Annotated in this window: 14 protein-coding genes; 11 read left to right on the forward strand and 3 right to left on the reverse strand. The window is 66.7% G+C overall.

Translation table 11 applies throughout. From position 1 onward, the window contains the following. Nucleotides 1-17: 17 nt before the first annotated feature. The 7 genes from A9973_RS01200 to flhF all read left to right on the forward strand — a co-directional run bounded on the left by A9973_RS01200 (nucleotide 18) and on the right by flhF (nucleotide 10,205). Nucleotides 18-1,076, forward strand: coding sequence for a chemotaxis response regulator protein-glutamate methylesterase (locus A9973_RS01200; protein WP_183011953.1), 1,059 nt, complete (start codon nucleotides 18-20; stop codon nucleotides 1,074-1,076). A 49-nt stretch (nucleotides 1,077-1,125) separates the two neighbouring features. Beyond that, complete coding sequence (cheY, locus tag A9973_RS01205; RefSeq protein WP_006224583.1) at nucleotides 1,126-1,515, forward strand: chemotaxis response regulator CheY; 390 nt, start codon at nucleotides 1,126-1,128, stop codon at nucleotides 1,513-1,515. Nucleotides 1,516-1,523: 8 nt separating this feature from the next. Then, nucleotides 1,524-2,159: a protein phosphatase CheZ gene (gene cheZ, locus A9973_RS01210; protein WP_183011954.1), complete on the forward strand. Its 636-nt coding sequence runs from the start codon at nucleotides 1,524-1,526 to the stop codon at nucleotides 2,157-2,159. A 227-nt stretch (nucleotides 2,160-2,386) separates the two neighbouring features. Then, nucleotides 2,387-3,934 carry a methyl-accepting chemotaxis protein gene (locus A9973_RS01215; protein ID WP_370539422.1) on the forward strand — a complete coding sequence of 516 codons (1,548 nt, stop codon included), beginning with the start codon at nucleotides 2,387-2,389 and terminating at the stop codon, nucleotides 3,932-3,934. Nucleotides 3,935-4,119: 185 nt separating this feature from the next. Next, on the forward strand, nucleotides 4,120-5,274 hold the full coding sequence (gene flhB / locus A9973_RS01220) for a flagellar biosynthesis protein FlhB (RefSeq protein ID WP_183011955.1): 1,155 nt from the start codon (nucleotides 4,120-4,122) through the stop codon (nucleotides 5,272-5,274). Nucleotides 5,275-5,277: 3 nt separating this feature from the next. Further along, on the forward strand, nucleotides 5,278-7,398 hold the full coding sequence (gene flhA / locus A9973_RS01225) for a flagellar biosynthesis protein FlhA (protein WP_183011956.1): 2,121 nt from the start codon (nucleotides 5,278-5,280) through the stop codon (nucleotides 7,396-7,398). After that, nucleotides 7,395-10,205 (forward strand): flagellar biosynthesis protein FlhF, encoded by a 2,811-nt coding sequence (gene flhF / locus A9973_RS01230; protein WP_183011957.1) that lies wholly within the window; start codon nucleotides 7,395-7,397, stop codon nucleotides 10,203-10,205. Before flhA ends, flhF begins: the two co-directional genes overlap by 4 nt. Before the next feature lie 75 nt (nucleotides 10,206-10,280). Here flhF and A9973_RS01235 read toward each other — a convergent pair whose 3' ends face one another. The 3 genes from A9973_RS01235 to flgA form a co-directional block, all read right to left on the reverse strand. Next, entirely contained in the window at nucleotides 10,281-10,757 is a 477-nt protein-coding gene (locus A9973_RS01235) for a flagella synthesis protein FlgN (protein ID WP_183011958.1), read from the reverse strand. Between the two features lie 38 nt (nucleotides 10,758-10,795). Further along, nucleotides 10,796-11,089, reverse strand: coding sequence for a flagellar biosynthesis anti-sigma factor FlgM (gene flgM / locus A9973_RS01240; protein ID WP_006224590.1), 294 nt, complete (start codon nucleotides 11,087-11,089; stop codon nucleotides 10,796-10,798). Nucleotides 11,090-11,216: 127 nt separating this feature from the next. Beyond that, nucleotides 11,217-11,933 (reverse strand): flagellar basal body P-ring formation chaperone FlgA, encoded by a 717-nt coding sequence (flgA, locus tag A9973_RS01245; protein ID WP_183011959.1) that lies wholly within the window; start codon nucleotides 11,931-11,933, stop codon nucleotides 11,217-11,219. 177 nt (nucleotides 11,934-12,110) lie between these two features. On the opposite strand from flgA, the gene flgB reads away from it, so the two are divergent. The 4 genes from flgB (at nucleotide 12,111) to A9973_RS01265 (ending at nucleotide 15,238) form a co-directional block, all read left to right on the forward strand. Next, the gene (gene flgB / locus A9973_RS01250) at nucleotides 12,111-12,518 is read left to right on the forward strand and encodes a flagellar basal body rod protein FlgB (RefSeq protein ID WP_183011960.1); all 408 of its coding nucleotides are present in this window, start codon (nucleotides 12,111-12,113) and stop codon (nucleotides 12,516-12,518) included. A 22-nt stretch (nucleotides 12,519-12,540) separates the two neighbouring features. After that, nucleotides 12,541-12,960 carry a flagellar basal body rod protein FlgC gene (flgC, locus tag A9973_RS01255; protein ID WP_169274355.1) on the forward strand — a complete coding sequence of 140 codons (420 nt, stop codon included), beginning with the start codon at nucleotides 12,541-12,543 and terminating at the stop codon, nucleotides 12,958-12,960. 20 nt (nucleotides 12,961-12,980) lie between these two features. After that, entirely contained in the window at nucleotides 12,981-13,679 is a 699-nt protein-coding gene (locus A9973_RS01260) for a flagellar hook capping FlgD N-terminal domain-containing protein (RefSeq protein ID WP_183011961.1), read from the forward strand. Between the two features lie 71 nt (nucleotides 13,680-13,750). After that, the gene (locus tag A9973_RS01265) at nucleotides 13,751-15,238 is read left to right on the forward strand and encodes a flagellar hook-basal body complex protein (protein WP_183011962.1); all 1,488 of its coding nucleotides are present in this window, start codon (nucleotides 13,751-13,753) and stop codon (nucleotides 15,236-15,238) included. Nucleotide 15,239: the final 1 nt, after the last annotated feature.

The following is a 15,239-nucleotide window of genomic DNA, read 5'->3' on the forward strand; positions in this document are numbered from 1 at the left end:
GGCCGAGGCAGCAAGCAATGAAAAAAATAAGCGTATTGTGTGTAGACGACTCCGCGCTGGTGCGCGGGCTGATGACGGAGATCATCAATAGCCAGCCGGACATGGAAGTGGTCGCGACCGCGCCGGATCCGCTGGTGGCGCGCGAACTGATCAAGCGCCATAACCCCGACGTGCTGACGCTGGACGTGGAAATGCCCCGCATGGACGGGCTGGATTTCCTGGAAAAGCTGATGCGCCTGCGGCCGATGCCGGTCGTGATGGTGTCGTCGCTGACGGAGCGCGGCGGTGAAATCACGCTGCGCGCGCTGGAACTGGGCGCCATCGATTTCGTCACCAAGCCCAAGCTGGGCATCCGCGACGGCCTGCTGGAGTACACGGAGCTGATCGCGGACAAGATCCGCGCGGCCTCGCGGGCCAAGCTGCGCACGCCGGCGCCGCACGCGCCGCAAGCCGCGCCCGCGCCGATGCTGCGCCGGCCGCTGGCCAGCTCGGAAAAGCTGGTCATCGTGGGCGCGTCCACGGGCGGCACCGAAGCCATCCGCGAAGTCCTGCAGCCGTTGCCGCCGGACAGCCCGGCGATCCTGATCACGCAGCACATGCCTGCCGGCTTCACGCGGTCGTTCGCACAGCGCCTGGACGCGCTGTGCGCGGTGACGGTGCGCGAGGCGGTCCACGGGGACCGGGTGCTGCCCGGCCACGTATACCTGGCGCCGGGTGGCGACACGCACATGCGGCTGGGCCGCAGCGGCGCCAACTATGTGATCGAGCTTGACGCCAGCGAACCCGTCAACCGCCACCGCCCGTCGGTGGACGTGTTGTTCAATTCCGCCGCCGTTGCCGCCGGCAAGAACGCCATCGGTGTCATCTTGACCGGCATGGGCAAGGACGGCGCCGCCGGCATGCTGGCGATGCACCGGGCCGGCGCGCACACGATCGCGCAAGATGAAGCCAGCTGCGTGGTGTTCGGCATGCCCCGGGAGGCCATCGCCATTGGCGCCGCGGATGAAGTGGTAGCGCTGTCGGCGATTAGCGAACGCATTCTGACTCGCCTGGGCGACCGTGGGCACCGCGTTTGACGCGGATGCATCCACGATCGGTCTCAAGCAAATTTTTCTGGAGTGAAAGATGGTAGACAAGGGCCTGAAGATTCTGGTGGTGGATGACTTCCCCACGATGCGGCGGATCATCCGCAACCTGCTCAAAGAGCTGGGTTTCGAGAACGTGGATGAGGCCGAGGACGGCGCGATCGGGCTGGAGAAGCTGCGCAACGGCGGTTTCCAGTTCGTCGTGTCCGACTGGAATATGCCCAACCTCGATGGCCTGGAAATGCTCAAGCAGATCCGTGCCGATGCGGCCCTGGCATCGTTGCCGGTGCTGATGGTGACGGCCGAAGCCAAGAAGGAAAACATCGTGGCGGCGGCCCAGGCCGGCGCCAACGGGTACGTGGTCAAGCCTTTCACCGCGGCGACGCTGGAAGAAAAGCTTACCAAGATCTTCGAGAAAATTGCCGGTTGAGGTGTGCAATGAGCACAACGCAAAACGTTGAACCCGCCGCCGAGAATCCTGACCTGATCCACCGGATCGCCTCGCTGACCCGCATGTTGCGCGACAGCATGCGCGAGCTGGGCCTGGACCAGGCGATCAAGGACGCCGCCAATGCCATCCCGGATGCCCGCGATCGCCTGCGCTATGTGGCGCAGATGACCGAACAGGCCGCCAACCGCGTATTGAACGCGACCGAGCAGGCCGGCCCCATCCAGGACAGCATGTCGCGTTCGGCGCAGTCGCTGGATACGCGCTGGCAGCAATGGTATGACCAGCCGCTTGAAATGCCGGAGGCGCGCGAACTGGTCAAGGACACGCGCGCGTTCCTGGCCGACGTGCCCAAGCAGACGCAGCAGACCCAGTCCAAGCTGATGGAAATCATCATGGCGCAGGATTTCCAGGACCTGACGGGCCAGGTCATTATGCGCATGATGGATGTGGTGGGCGCGATCGAACGCGAGCTGCTGCAAGTGCTGCTGGACAACGTGCCGCAAGAGCGCCGCGACGAGGCCAACAGCCTGCTCAACGGCCCGCAGATCAGCCCGCAGGGCAAGACGGATGTCGTCACCAGCCAGGATCAGGTCGACGACCTGTTGGCCAGCCTGGGCTTCTGACCGTTTCCCCGTGCCGCCGGGCCTTGCCGCGGGCGGCACGCGGGGACCTTGCATCGCGGTTGCGCGCGCATGAACGTATTCCCTAAGGGCGCGAATACCGCCTGATCGATAGACTTTCCGCCATAAGAAAAAGCGGGGCCTTGCAGCGAAAGACACGGCGCGCGCCCTGCGCGCCAGGCAACGGATGCCCATAGAAGGCGATCCGGGCCAGCACAAGGAGGTCCATCTTGGCCAGATCCGTATTCCGCCTGGGCGGCATGTGGGGGTTGTTGCGTCGCCTCAACCGTGGCGACGCCATGCTGTCGGAGCGCACGCTTCCGATCAGCCCCGCCGTTTTTCCGCTGCACCGCTTTCTGGGGAAGATCCGCCGGCGGATCATGACCGTGCGGCAATCCAGCATTGAAATCGCGCTGAACGCGGCGCGCACGCAGTTCCAGGCGGGCCGCTGTTCGCTGTTGGCGCAGGAGCAGGCGCGCGCGGCGGGCGCGTTGGCAGACAGCGGGGCGCAGATCGCCGCGCTGTCCACGTCCACCTCCAGCCATGCCCGCGAGATCGCCCAGGTGTCGGGCCAGAACCTGCATGCGGCCGAGCAGGCGCTGGCCGAGCTGTCCGACGTGCGCGCGCGCGTGGACCGCATGACCCGTGAAATGGCCGCATTCACCGACGTGGTGGGGCAACTGACGGGGCGCGCGCGCTCGGTGGGCGACATCAGCAAAGTGATCAAGGACATTGCGTTGCAGACCCAGTTGCTGGCGCTGAACGCGGGGGTGGAGGCGGCCAGGGCCGGGGATGCCGGCCGGGGTTTCGCGGTGGTCGCCAGCGAGGTCGGCCGCCTGGCCGAGCGCGTGAATACCGCCACCGGCGATATCGGCCGGCATACGGCCGAGATGCTGGAACTGGTGGACACCACCCAGCGGCGGACCGGCACGCTGCGCGACGACGTGGATGCCTCCGGCGCGGTGCTGGACCGGACCTGCGCCGATTTCCAGCGGTTCGTCCGCGACTTCGAGAACATGAACCGCCAGGTGGGCGAAGTGGTGCTGGCGATCGGCGAGGTCGACGCCACCAACCACGGCATGAGCCAGGAAGTGGGGCGTATCGCGGCGCTGAGCGCCGACGTGCTGGAGCGCGTCGGCCACATGTCCGGCGAGATCGACCGCATCCGGCGCCAGACCGAAAGCGTGCAAGAGGTCCTGGCCGACATGCGCACCGGCAATACGGCGTTCGATGAACTGTCCGGCGCGGTCGACGACTTCCGGGCCGCCGCCGTCCATTTGCTGGAAGACGCCCGCCGCCGCGGGGTGGACGTGTTCGACCGGCATTACCAGCGCATTCCCGGCAGCGAGCCGGCGCGCTACCACACGCGTTATGACCGCGCGATCGACGAGCCGCTGACCCGGCTGCTGGACAGCGTGCTGGAGGCGGTGCCCGGCGGCATTTATACGATCCTGGTGGACGGCCGGGGCTATGCGCCGGCGCACAACAGCCGGTTTTCGCACGCGCCGACGGGAGACGCGGCGACCGATATCGTCCGGGTGCGGCACAAGCGGATCTTCGACGATCCGGTCGGCGCCCGGCTGGCCGCGAATACGGGGTCGATGCTGTTCCAGACCTACTCGCGGGATACCGGCGAAATCGTCAACGACATTTCCCTACCCCTGTATTTGGGGTCGGAACACTGGGGCGCCGTCCGGATCGGCCTGGACTACGTGCGCTTCCAGGCGGCGTTGGAAGGCGGGGCGCCATTGCAAACGGCCGTTCCCGCCGGGCGTTGACCGCGCTGGCGGGCGCCCGTGGCGGTGCGTCCGGCCGAGGGCGGGCGGCCGGGCCTGGCGCGCATCCGGGAATAGCGCCGCTTTCCCCCCGTTTCTTGGCTTATCGCCGAAGGCCGGGGCCTCCTAGAATCTCGGCGGGCAGCTCGTAATCCGAAAATCCGCGAGCCGCAACGACACCGCAGAGCATGGCCGAAGAAAGCGACCTCGAAAAATCCGAAGCCGCCTCTCCCAGGCGCCTGGAAAAGGCGCGCGAGGAGGGGCAGATTGCGCGTTCCCGGGAATTGGGCACGTTCATGATGCTGGCCGCCGGTGTCGCGGTGATCTGGATGGGCGGCGGCGCGCTTTATCAAGGCTTGAGCGGGGTGCTGCGCAATGGTTTGGCGTTCGATCAGCGCGTCGTGACGGACCCCGGCGTGATGGTGGAGCTGGCGGTCAGCGGCTTTGGCCACGCCTTGCTGGCGACCTTGCCGGTCTTCGGCGTGCTGGTGGTGGTGGCGGTCCTGTCCAGCGTGCTGCTGGGCGGCATCGTCATTTCGGGCAAGCCGCTGCAGGCGAACTTTTCGAAGCTCAGCTTCTTTGCCGGCCTGAAGCGGATGTTCTCGTCGCAGACCGTGGTGGAGCTGATCAAGGCGCTGGCCAAGGCCCTGCTGGTGGGCGGCGTGGCCGTCTGGGTCATCTGGCGCTACCACGACGACATGCTGAGCCTGATGCACGTGGCGCCGTCCGCGGCGCTGATCAAGGCGCTGTCGCTGGTGGCCATGTGTTGCGCGTTCATCGTGGCGTCGCTGCTGATCATCGTGATGCTGGACGTGCCGTGGCAGATCTGGAGCCATTTGAAGAAGTTGCGCATGTCCAAAGAGGATGTGCGCCAGGAACACAAGGAAAGCGAAGGCGACCCGCATGTGAAGGCACGCATCCGCCAGCAGCAGCGCCAGGCGGCGCGGCGCCGGATGATGTCGGAAGTGCCGAAGGCGGACGTCGTGGTGACCAACCCGACGCATTACGCCGTGGCGCTGAAGTATGACGAGGAAAAGAGCGGCGCGCCGCGCGTGGTGGCCAAAGGCACGGGGCTGATCGCGGCCAAGATCCGCGAACTGGCTGCCGAGAACCGCGTCCCGACATTGGAAGCGCCGCCGCTGGCGCGCGCATTGCATCAACACGTCGATCTGGGGAAAGAAATCCCAGGCGAGCTATATACCGCGGTGGCCGAAGTGCTGGCGTGGGTCTTCCAGCTGCGTTCATGGCGTTCGGGATGGGGAGTCGAACCGACGGCTCCGACCCGTTTGGCCGTGCCCGCCGAGCTGGACCCGCAGGCAAACACCGCAGCACAAGGAGTTTAAGGAATGAGCGCTTTGCTCACCATGTTGAAGAATAGCGGGGCCGGCCATGCGCGGCTCCTGGCGGGTCCGATCCTGATCGTGATGGTGCTGGGCATGATGGTGCTGCCCCTGCCCACGTTCCTGCTGGACCTGCTGTTCACCTTCAACATCGCGCTGTCCGTGATGATCCTGCTGGTGGCGATGTTCACGAAGAAGCCGCTGGATTTCGCCGCCTTCCCGGCCGTGCTGCTGTTCGCCACCTTGCTGCGGCTGTCGCTGAACGTGGCGTCTACCCGCGTCGTGCTGCTGAACGGGCACACGGGCCCGGACGCGGCGGGCAAGGTGATCGAGGCGTTCGGCCACTTCCTGGTGGGCGGCAATTTCGCCGTCGGGATCATCGTGTTCGTGATCCTGACCATCATCAACTTCATCGTCATCACCAAGGGTGCCGGCCGTATTGCGGAAGTGGGCGCGCGTTTCACGCTCGACGCCATGCCCGGCAAGCAGATGGCGATCGACGCCGACCTGAACGCGGGCCTGATCGGCGAAGACGAGGCACGCCGCCGCCGCGCGGAAGTCTCGCAGGAATCGGACTTCTTCGGTTCCATGGACGGCGCCAGCAAGTTCGTGCGGGGCGACGCCATCGCCGGTCTGCTGATCATGGCGATCAACATCATCGGCGGCCTGATCGTCGGCGTGGCGCAGCACGACATGTCGATGAGCGATTCGGCGCGCGTCTACACGCTGCTGACCATCGGCGACGGCCTGGTCGCGCAGATTCCGGCGCTGGTCATCTCGACGGCGGCCGGCGTGGTGGTGTCGCGCGTGTCGACCGACCAGGACATCGGCCAGCAGATCATCAGCCAGCTGTTCTCGAACCCGGCCGTGCTGTTCCTGACGGCCGGCATCATCGGTATCATGGGCCTGATCCCCAACATGCCGCACGTCGCCTTCCTGACGCTGGCCGGCGCGCTGGGCTGGGGTGGATGGACGCTGCACAAGCGGCGGCAGGCAGCGGCCCAGGCCGCCGAGCAGATTCCGCCACAGGCGGTCACGCAGGCGCAGGCCGCCGCCGCCGAGGCGAGTTGGGACGACGTGTCCATGGTGGACCAGCTGGGCCTGGAGGTGGGCTACCGGCTGATTCCGCTGGTGGACCATGCCCAGAACGGCGAACTGCTGCACCGCATTCGCAGCCTGCGCAAGAAGTTCGCGCAGGACGTCGGCTTCCTGCCGCCGGTCGTGCACATCCGCGACAACCTGGAGCTCAAGCCCAACGACTACCGCATCTTGCTGTCGGGCGTGGAAGTGGGGCATGGCGTGGCGATGCCGGGCCAGTGGCTGGCCATCGATCCGGGCGGCGTCACCATCCAGATCAAGGGCACGCCCACGACCGATCCCGCGTTCGGCCTGCCGGCCCTGTGGATCGATGGCGGCCTGCGCGACCAGGCGCAAGTGGCGGGCTACACCGTGGTGGATGCCGGGACGGTGGTGGCCACGCACTTGAACCACCTCATGCACCGCCACGGCTCGAACCTGCTGGGGCGCCAGGAAGTGCAGCAGCTGCTGGACCGCATCGGCCGCGACGCGCCCAAGCTGGTCGAGGACCTGGTGCCCAAGACGTTGTCGCTGACCGCGCTGCAGAAGGTGCTGCAAGGCCTGCTGTCCGAAGAGGTGCCGATCCGCGACATGCGGACCATCATCGATACGCTGTCCGAACACGGCCCGCGCCTGGCGGCGCAAGCGGCCGGCGCGGGCGGCCAGCCCGATATCAACGAATTGATCATGCTGACCCGCCGTTCGCTGGGCCGCGCGATCACCCAGCAGTGGTTCCCGGGCGAGGGCGAGCTGCGGGTCATCGGGCTGGACGTGAAGCTGGAGCGCGTGCTGTCGCAGGCGATGACCACCAGCGGCGGGCTGGAGCCCGGCCTGGCGGACACCTTGCTGCGCGAAACGCAGGCGGCGGTCGAGCGTCAGGAGTCGCAGGGCAATGCGCCAGTGCTGCTGGTGTCGCCTGTGTTGCGCGCGCCGCTGTCGCGGTTCTTGCGCCATCACCTGCCGCAGCTGGGCGTATTGTCGAATACTGAAATACCCGATGAGCGCATGGTCCGCGTGACCGCGCTGATCGGCGGGAGCAATGGGCAATGAAGATAAGCCGGTTTTTTGGCGTCAACAGCCGTGAAGTGATGCGCCAGGTGCGCCAGGTGTTGGGGCCGGATGCGCTGATCGTGTCGAACCGCAGCGTGGACGGCGGGGTGGAAGTGTTGGCTACGGTCGAGGGCGCGTTCGACGACGCGGCCGCAGAGACGCCGCAACGGGAAGCCGTTTCGTACGCGCCTCCGGCCGCTGAGTCCCGCCCGCAGCCACCGGCAAGCTCGCCCTTTGGCGCGCCGGCGCCGGCCGAACGGCCCCATGCCGCGCCGGCGCCCATGCCGCAGCCGAACTATGCCGCACCGTCGCGTTCGATCGCGGCCTATCAATCCGCCTACGCCTCGTCGGCGTCGCCGGAAGAGGATGCTGCGCCCGAAGATTCCGCCGGCGCCCTCGCCAAGCCGGCTGTGCCGTATCCGGCGGCGCTGCAACCCGCGTCGCCTCTGGCGGCCGCGTCGGCGACACGGGTCGAACTGCCCGCGTTACCGCCGGCCAGGCCGGCCAATGCAGCGGCCCCGGCGCCCGTCGGCATGCCGACGCTTCCGCCCGCGGCAGCGCCCGCAGCCCAGCCCGCCGCGGCATCCATGTCTGCGCCCGCCGCTGTTGCTGCGCCGTCCATGGCCCGGATGCCCGATGCGCCGTTGCGCCAAGGACCGGCCACGCCGGCCCCCGCGTTGCCGACCGATGCCGCTGCGGGGTTGCAGGATGCGATCAGCGCCTTGCGCGGCGCACTGGAAACCCGCATGGACGGCTTGCTGTGGGGCGGCCGCCCGGGCTCGGGCCGAGAGCCCGCCGCCGCTGCGCTGTTCCGCAGCCTGCTGGATGCGGGTTTCAGCACGAAGCTGGTTCGCGCGTTGGTCGAGCGTCTACCGTCAGGCATGACGGCGGACGCCGCCCAGGCATGGGCCCGCAACGAACTGATGACGCACTTGCCCGTCGTCGCGTCCGAAGACGAATTCCTGGCCGGTGGCGTGTACGCGCTGGTGGGCCCGACCGGCGTGGGCAAGACCACGACGCTGGCGAAATTGGCCGCCCGTTGCGTGGCCCGCGAAGGCCGAGACCAGGTCGCGATGCTGACGACCGACTTGTTCCGGATCGGCGCGCTGGAGCAATTGCAGATCTACGGCCGCCTGATGGGCGTGCCCGCGCACTCGGTGCGGGATGCCGCCGAGTTGCGCCGCATCCTGGCCGAGCTGGGCAACCGCAAGATCGTGCTGATCGACACCACCGGCATCAGCCAGCGCGACCGCCTGGTGGCCGAACAAGCCGCCATGCTGTGCAACGCCGGCAAGCCGGTCCGCCGCTTGCTGGTGTTGAACGCCGCCAGCCAGGGCGACACGCTGGATGAAGTCGCCCATGCCTACCGCAACGGCGTGGGCGAGGACGTGGCCGGCTGCATCATCACCAAACTTGACGAGGCCACGCGCTTGGGCGCGGCCCTGGACACGGCGATCCGTCACCGGCTGCCGATTCACTATATGTCGGTCGGGCAGAAGGTGCCTGAACATATGGAGCTGGCGCGCGCCGATGTGCTGATCGACCGCGCGTTCGCGATGGTCGAGCGCGCCCGCGCGCTGTACACGCCCAGCGAGGCGGACCTGGCGTCACTGGCGCCCGCCGCCCGCGACGCCGAGGCCGTGGACCCGGCGCGCCGCCGGCAGTTGCTGGCCTCCGCGATCCTGCGTCCACAGGGTGGTTCGGCCTCCATCACGGCTGCGCAGAACCTGGACGACACGATCGCCATGCTGGACAGCGATCCCGCCTGCGCGCAGGCGCGTGCGTCCTGGCGCGACTATGTGGGCGATGGCGCGGGCGCAAGCCTGGCCGCGCTGGGCGAAGAGCCGTTGGCGATGGTGCGCCGTGAATTCTCCGCCACCTGCCATCGCCACCTGCTGGCCATGCACGGCAAGGCCGCGATGAAGGGCGAGGGCCTGCCCGGCGGCACGCTGTTGGGATCTTTGCTGATGAGCGACCGCGGCGCCGCCTTGGCTGCGCCGGCGCAGCAACTGGCGTTGGCCCACGGCATGCTGACGTCGTTCGCGCCCTCGGCGTCTGGCCAGCCGGACGCCGGCCTGGCGCTGGAAGCGCGCGTGCGCTGGCTGGGCGAGCAGTTGCCGCGCCTGCCGCTGGTGCACATGCTGGAGTCCGGCACGTCCGGCCTGTGGCAGTCGTTGAGCGGGCAGGGCGCATCCTGGGTGGCGCGCTGCCCCGGCGGCATGCGGGTGATCCAGGACGAATGCCCGACCCATCTGAATGCGGTCGGCAAGAGCGTCGGCTATCTGCCGGTGGGCCAGCCGGGCGATATGCCGGGTCTGCTTGTCGACAAATCCGGCAAGCGGGTGCCGCTGGCGCTGTGGGCGTCGGGCACCGAAATCGCGTTGCCGGGCAAGAGCGGCGGCGGCGCCTTCATCCGCTTGGTGTGCGCCCGGCTGATCGATACGGACAGCGGCGAGATCGCCGCGCAACTGTTCGGCCTGACGAATCTGCCCGCGGCGCAAGCCGATGCCGCAACCGTGGCGCGCTGGCTGGTGCTGCAGGACGAGGCGCGCGCGGGCTTTCGCTACATGGTCAACGCCTGGCAGGCGCTGCCCGCCGTCGACGGCGCGCACACCCTGGCGCGCCAGTCGCTGATGGCGGGCCAGTTGGGCGCCGCCTGCTGGCAGATGGCGCATTCGCCGTCCGCGGACGTGGTGCGCGGGCCGCTGTCAGGCATTGTGGGTTCGGAGCGCAAGCTGTCGGGACGCATGCTGCCCGTGGCGATCCTGAAGATGTTCGCGATGCTGGAAATGACGGGCGGCGCGTAACGTCTGCCTGCGGGGCGGGGCAAACAAAAGGCGGCGCATTGCGCCGCCTTTTTCCATGCCCGGAGCGGGAAGGGCTCAGCCCGCCACGATCGGCCGGCGTCCCGGGGTGCCGCGCGCGCCGCGGCCTTGCGCGTCATACGTGGTGGCGACGCCCACGCCGTTGATGTTGCGCAGCGCATCCAGCGATTGCTGGGTATAGCGCAGATGCACGTCGATCAGGGCGCCGTTGCGCATATTGATTTCGTTGGCCGACGCGGACTTGGTCAGCAGCGCCTGCCAGATGCCGGACAGCTGCGGGTGCAGCACGGCGGCCTGTTCAGTACCGGCGTGCCCGTTGGACAGGCCGATTTCAGATAGCAGGCCGTCGCGGGTTTCGCTCAGGTCGACCAGCTGCTGGGCGATGCGCCCCTTGCGTTCGGTGATGGCCTGCAGCGCGCCGACGTTCCCGGGGCCCACCAGCACTTCGGTCTCTTCTTCCAGGACGGCGGAGAACTCGGTGATCAGGGCATCTTCCTGCCGCATGCAGGACTGGAGGGAATCGACGGGGTTCATGGTCATGCTTCGAAGGCGGTAGGGCGGTGAACGGAGAGTTACTTCAGCAGATCGCGGGCGCTGGCGATCAGGCTGTCGGCAATCTTGCCGGTATCGATCTTCAATTGGCCCGAGGCAATCGCGGCGCGAATGGCGGCCACGCGCTCGACGTTGATGTCGTTCGAGCCGTCTTGCAGGGCCAGCATCTTGCGCGACGCCGAGCTCAGCGCTACTTGCGAGCTGCTGGAGCCGCTGCCATTGCTGGCGCCATACGCCTGCGCCACCGCGGAATCCGGGCGTTGGGCAACGGCGTCGGCAGAAATGGGCCGGTTGGTGGTCGAATTGATTTTCAAGGTTTTCTCCGCAGGGCGTCCTGGGTCGGTTTGCGACGGATCCGCCTACTTATGTCTCTGTAACGGCAGGGCCGGAACGAACTTTAGGGCAGCCCGTCAGCGAGCGCAGCGCGATTTGTAACATTACCTACAGTTGTATTTCAACCAGCCCCGCGTTCCGGACCACGCCGCTGACCACCTGGCCGCTGGCCGTGCGCACCTGGACCATGGCGCCGGGCGCGCCGTTGTCCAGCGCCTGGCCTTCGCTGCTGACCACGAAGCCATTGCCGCGCGCATTGATCCGGACGTTGGTGCCGCGCATGACCGATTGCGCGTTGCGCAGCGACGAGCCCCGGACCGGTTGCCCGGCGTTGATGCGGTAGGCGGCCGTCATGCCGACGACGGTCTGCGGATCGGTGATGGCGCCGGGCGGCAGTGAAACCAGATCGCCGTCCCGGGGGGAAAGGTCGTCCGGCGTCAGCGCCTGGCCGGCCGAGATCATCCTTGAAGCGACGTAATAGTAGCCGGGGACGCTGACGGTGGCCTGCACGTACGTCGTCCAGGGCTTGGGCGCGTTGCAGCGCACGCCGACCGTCATGCGCGAACGCAGCTTCATGCCCGACGGCATAAATGGGGACATGGCGTCGCAGGGGGCCAGGCGTTCGGTGCGCGGCGGGTCGATGGCGACGGCGGGTTGTCCGGGCAGTCCGGCCAACTGGTCCAGCAGATAGCTTTGCGCCGCGACGGCGATTGCCTCGGGCGCCTGGCTGGCGGCGTCCTGCGCCTGGACGGTCCCGAGGGAGGCCAGGGCCAGGGCGGTCAGGCAGCCGGCGCGCGCGAGGAGATGTCGTGCGGAGATTTTCATGGTGGATGAATTGTAGGAGTCCGCGGCGTTCGGCAATACGTGAATTGGATGAGAAATGGCGGGTTATTTGGCTGATTGTGTTCTGCCGCCGACCCCTATGATGCCGTCATCCAATGGGATAACGGTGTGTCCGAAGTCCCTTGCTCTATCCGTATTGCAACGCACGAAGGCGCCACGATGCTAGACAGGCTCAACGAAGATTTCCGGTTCTACCAGCAGGCCTTGGGGCTGCGCGCGCAGCGGCAGGAAGTGCTGTCGTCGAACATCGCCAACGCCGACACGCCCAACTACAAGGCTCGCGACTTTGACTTCAAGGCCGCGATGCAGACCGCCATGGAAGGTTCCAAGCGTTTGCCGGACACGTCGCTTGCGCTGACGTCGGCGCGCCATATCCCGGCCAAGGCCGTGTCTCAGGGACCGACCGAGCTGCTGTACCGCCTGCCGTATCAGCCCAGCATGGACGGCAACACGGTGGACATGGATAGCGAGCGCGTGCAGTTCGCCGACAACACCTTGCACTACCAGAGCACGATGCAGATGATCTCCGGCCGAATCCGGACCATGCAGACGGCCATTCAGGATTGATCCATAAAGGGAGCGACAGGCAATGTCCTTGTTGAGCATTTTCGATATCGCCGGTTCGGCGCTCAGCGCGCAATCGCAGCGCATGAACGTGTCGGCCAGCAACATGGCCAACGCCGACAGCGTCGTGGGTCCCGACGGCCAGCCGTACCGCGCCCGCCAGGTCGTGTTCCAGGTCAATCCGGCTGCCGGCCAGGCGATGGGGCAGGAAATCGGCGGCGTCCGGGTGGCCGGCGTCATCCAGGATCCGTCGCCCTTGAAGCAGGTCTACGACCCCAAGCATCCGTTGGCCGACGCCCAGGGCTATATCAGCATGCCCAACGTCGATCCGGTGGCCGAGACGGTCAACATGATCGCGGCGTCGCGGTCGTACCAGGCGAACGTCGAGGTGCTCAACACCGCCAAGGCGTTGATGCAAAAGACGCTGACCATCGGTCAATCCTAATTTCTTGACAGAGTGAATCCATGACCACCGTCGACCAAAACACGAGCACCACCGGCCTGGGCCTGGCGCAAAGCGGCGCCAACGGCTCCAGCACGGCGCAAGGCTTGCAGGACCAGTTCCTGAAGCTGCTGGTGACGCAGCTGCAGAACCAGGATCCGCTGAACCCGATGCAGAACGCCGAGTTGACCTCGCAGCTGGCGCAGATCTCCACGGTGGAAGGCATCACCAATCTGAAGAACACCATGCTGGCCATCAGCGGCCAGATCGACGTGTCCCAGTCGATGAACGCCGTGGCGATGATCGGCAAGGGCGTGCTGATCCCGGGCGCCAAGGTCAAGGTCGGCGTGGACGGCGAGAACGCCGCCGAACGCGTGGTCACGCCTTATGGCCTGGACCTGCAAGGCGACGCGCAGAAGGTGCAGGTCCGCATTTCGGATTCGAACGGCGCGGTCGTGCGCACCATTGAAATGGGTGAGCAGAAGACTGGCGTCTACACCTTGAACTGGGATGGCAAGAACGACAGCGGCGTGGCGATGGAAGCCGGCGCGTACACCGTGTCCGTGCTGGCGACCGACGGCGATGGCAAGAAAGTGAATGCGGAAGTGCTGAGCTACGGCCAGGTCAAGAGCGTGGCGTATTCCACTAACGGCTTGCGTCTGGATCTGGGCCTGGACGGCCAGACCAGCATGCTGGACGTGCGTAAGGTTATCGGCGCCTGAACCGGGCGGATTTGAATCGGCGCCGGCGCATGCGCGGCGGCTTCACTAGATAAAGATTAGCGAGAGAAAACATGGGCTTCGGACAAGGATTGAGCGGCTTGAACGCCGCATCGCAGAACCTGGACGTAATCGGCAACAACATCGCCAACTCGGGCACCGTCGGCTTCAAGTCGTCGACCGCGTCGTTCGCTGACGTCTACGCCAGTTCGCGCGTGGGCCTGGGCGTCAAGGTCGCGGCGATCACTCAGCGCTTCACGGTCGGTGCCGTGAACGGCGGCGGCGGCGAATATGACATCGCCATCGACGGCGCGAAAGGCATGTTCCGCGTCACGGACCAGAGCGGCGCGGTGATGTACACCCGCAACGGCGAATTCCTGGTCGACAAGAACAACTTCATCGTGAATGCCCAGGGCTACCGCATGACGGGCTACCCGGCTGGCGCGATCGGCGCAAACCCGGTCGAGTTGCAGTTGCCTACCGCCAACGTCGCGCCCAAGGCGACCGGCACTGGCACGACGGTGGCCAACCTGGATGCGAACGCCAAGGTGGTGTACCTGACGGATACCGTGACGTCGCCCGCAGTGAACGGTTCGGTGACCATGACCGGCACGACGCCGCCTTCGCCGGCCACGCCTTATGAATTCACGCGCAATGCCACGGGCGGGATCGTCTGGGTGAACCAGCCGCCGGCGGGCACGTACGGCGCAGCGCCCAATCTGATCACCGTGGACGCCGCGGGCGTCGTCACCACGGGTGACATCACCCAGGTCGCGGGCTACAAGAACTACACGGCCGCCGTCACCGAGATTGGCCGCCCGTTCGACCCCACCATTTCCAGCAGCTACACGAACGCCTCGCCCATGACGGTGTTCGACTCCCTGGGCAATTCGCACCAGGTGATGCAGTACTTCGTCAAGCGCCCGGCGGATGCCGCCGGCAACAGCGTCTATGACGTGTATTACACGATGGACGGCCAGGCCATGGCGCCGACGACCCAGGGTGGCGGCACGTGGGGCAATCCCCAGCAGTTCACGTTCAACAAGGCCGGCGCGATGACCAGCGCACCGGTCGTGACGCTGAGCTTCGCGACGCCCGGCGGCACCACGACGCCCGCCGACCCGCTGAGCATCTCGATGAACTACACCGGCACCACGCAGTACGGCAGCGACTACAAGCTGGTCGCCAAGCCCGACGGCTACACGTCCGGTGAATTCAGCGGCATCAACATTGGCGGCGACGGCAGTCTGGTCGCCAGCTACACCAACGGCGAAACGCAAGTCGTCGGCACGATCGTGCTGGCCGATTTCTCCAATTTGCAAGGCCTGCAGCCGGTGGGCAACAACGCCTGGACCGAAACGGCCGCCTCCGGCCAGCCGATCCTGGGCCAGCCCGGCACCAACGGCCTGTCCAAGGTGGTGGGCCAGGCGACGGAAGCGTCCAACGTCGACATGAGCAAGGAGCTGGTGAACATGATCATCGCCCAGCGCACCTACCAGGCCAATTCGCAAACCATCAAGACCCAGGACGAAATCATGCAAGTCCTGATGAACCTGAAGTAAA

Source organism: Achromobacter sp. UMC46 (assembly GCF_014170335.1).
Classification (GTDB): domain Bacteria; phylum Pseudomonadota; class Gammaproteobacteria; order Burkholderiales; family Burkholderiaceae_B; genus Achromobacter.

Bases quoted from the DNA above. Each gene is read 5' to 3' on its own strand.
- A9973_RS01200 (WP_183011953.1), top strand. From the start codon at position 18: ATGAAAAAAATAAGCGTATTGTGTGTAGACGACTCCGCGCTGGTGCGC.
- cheY (WP_006224583.1), top strand. From the start codon at position 1,126: ATGGTAGACAAGGGCCTGAAGATTCTGGTGGTGGATGACTTCCCCACG.
- cheZ (WP_183011954.1), top strand. From the start codon at position 1,524: ATGAGCACAACGCAAAACGTTGAACCCGCCGCCGAGAATCCTGACCTG.
- flhB (WP_183011955.1), top strand. From the start codon at position 4,120: ATGGCCGAAGAAAGCGACCTCGAAAAATCCGAAGCCGCCTCTCCCAGG.
- flhA (WP_183011956.1), top strand. From the start codon at position 5,278: ATGAGCGCTTTGCTCACCATGTTGAAGAATAGCGGGGCCGGCCATGCG.
- flhF (WP_183011957.1), top strand. From the start codon at position 7,395: ATGAAGATAAGCCGGTTTTTTGGCGTCAACAGCCGTGAAGTGATGCGC.
- A9973_RS01235 (WP_183011958.1), bottom strand. From the start codon at position 10,757: ATGAACCCCGTCGATTCCCTCCAGTCCTGCATGCGGCAGGAAGATGCC.
- flgA (WP_183011959.1), bottom strand. From the start codon at position 11,933: ATGAAAATCTCCGCACGACATCTCCTCGCGCGCGCCGGCTGCCTGACC.
- flgB (WP_183011960.1), top strand. From the start codon at position 12,111: ATGCTAGACAGGCTCAACGAAGATTTCCGGTTCTACCAGCAGGCCTTG.
- flgC (WP_169274355.1), top strand. From the start codon at position 12,541: ATGTCCTTGTTGAGCATTTTCGATATCGCCGGTTCGGCGCTCAGCGCG.
- A9973_RS01260 (WP_183011961.1), top strand. From the start codon at position 12,981: ATGACCACCGTCGACCAAAACACGAGCACCACCGGCCTGGGCCTGGCG.
- A9973_RS01265 (WP_183011962.1), top strand. From the start codon at position 13,751: ATGGGCTTCGGACAAGGATTGAGCGGCTTGAACGCCGCATCGCAGAAC.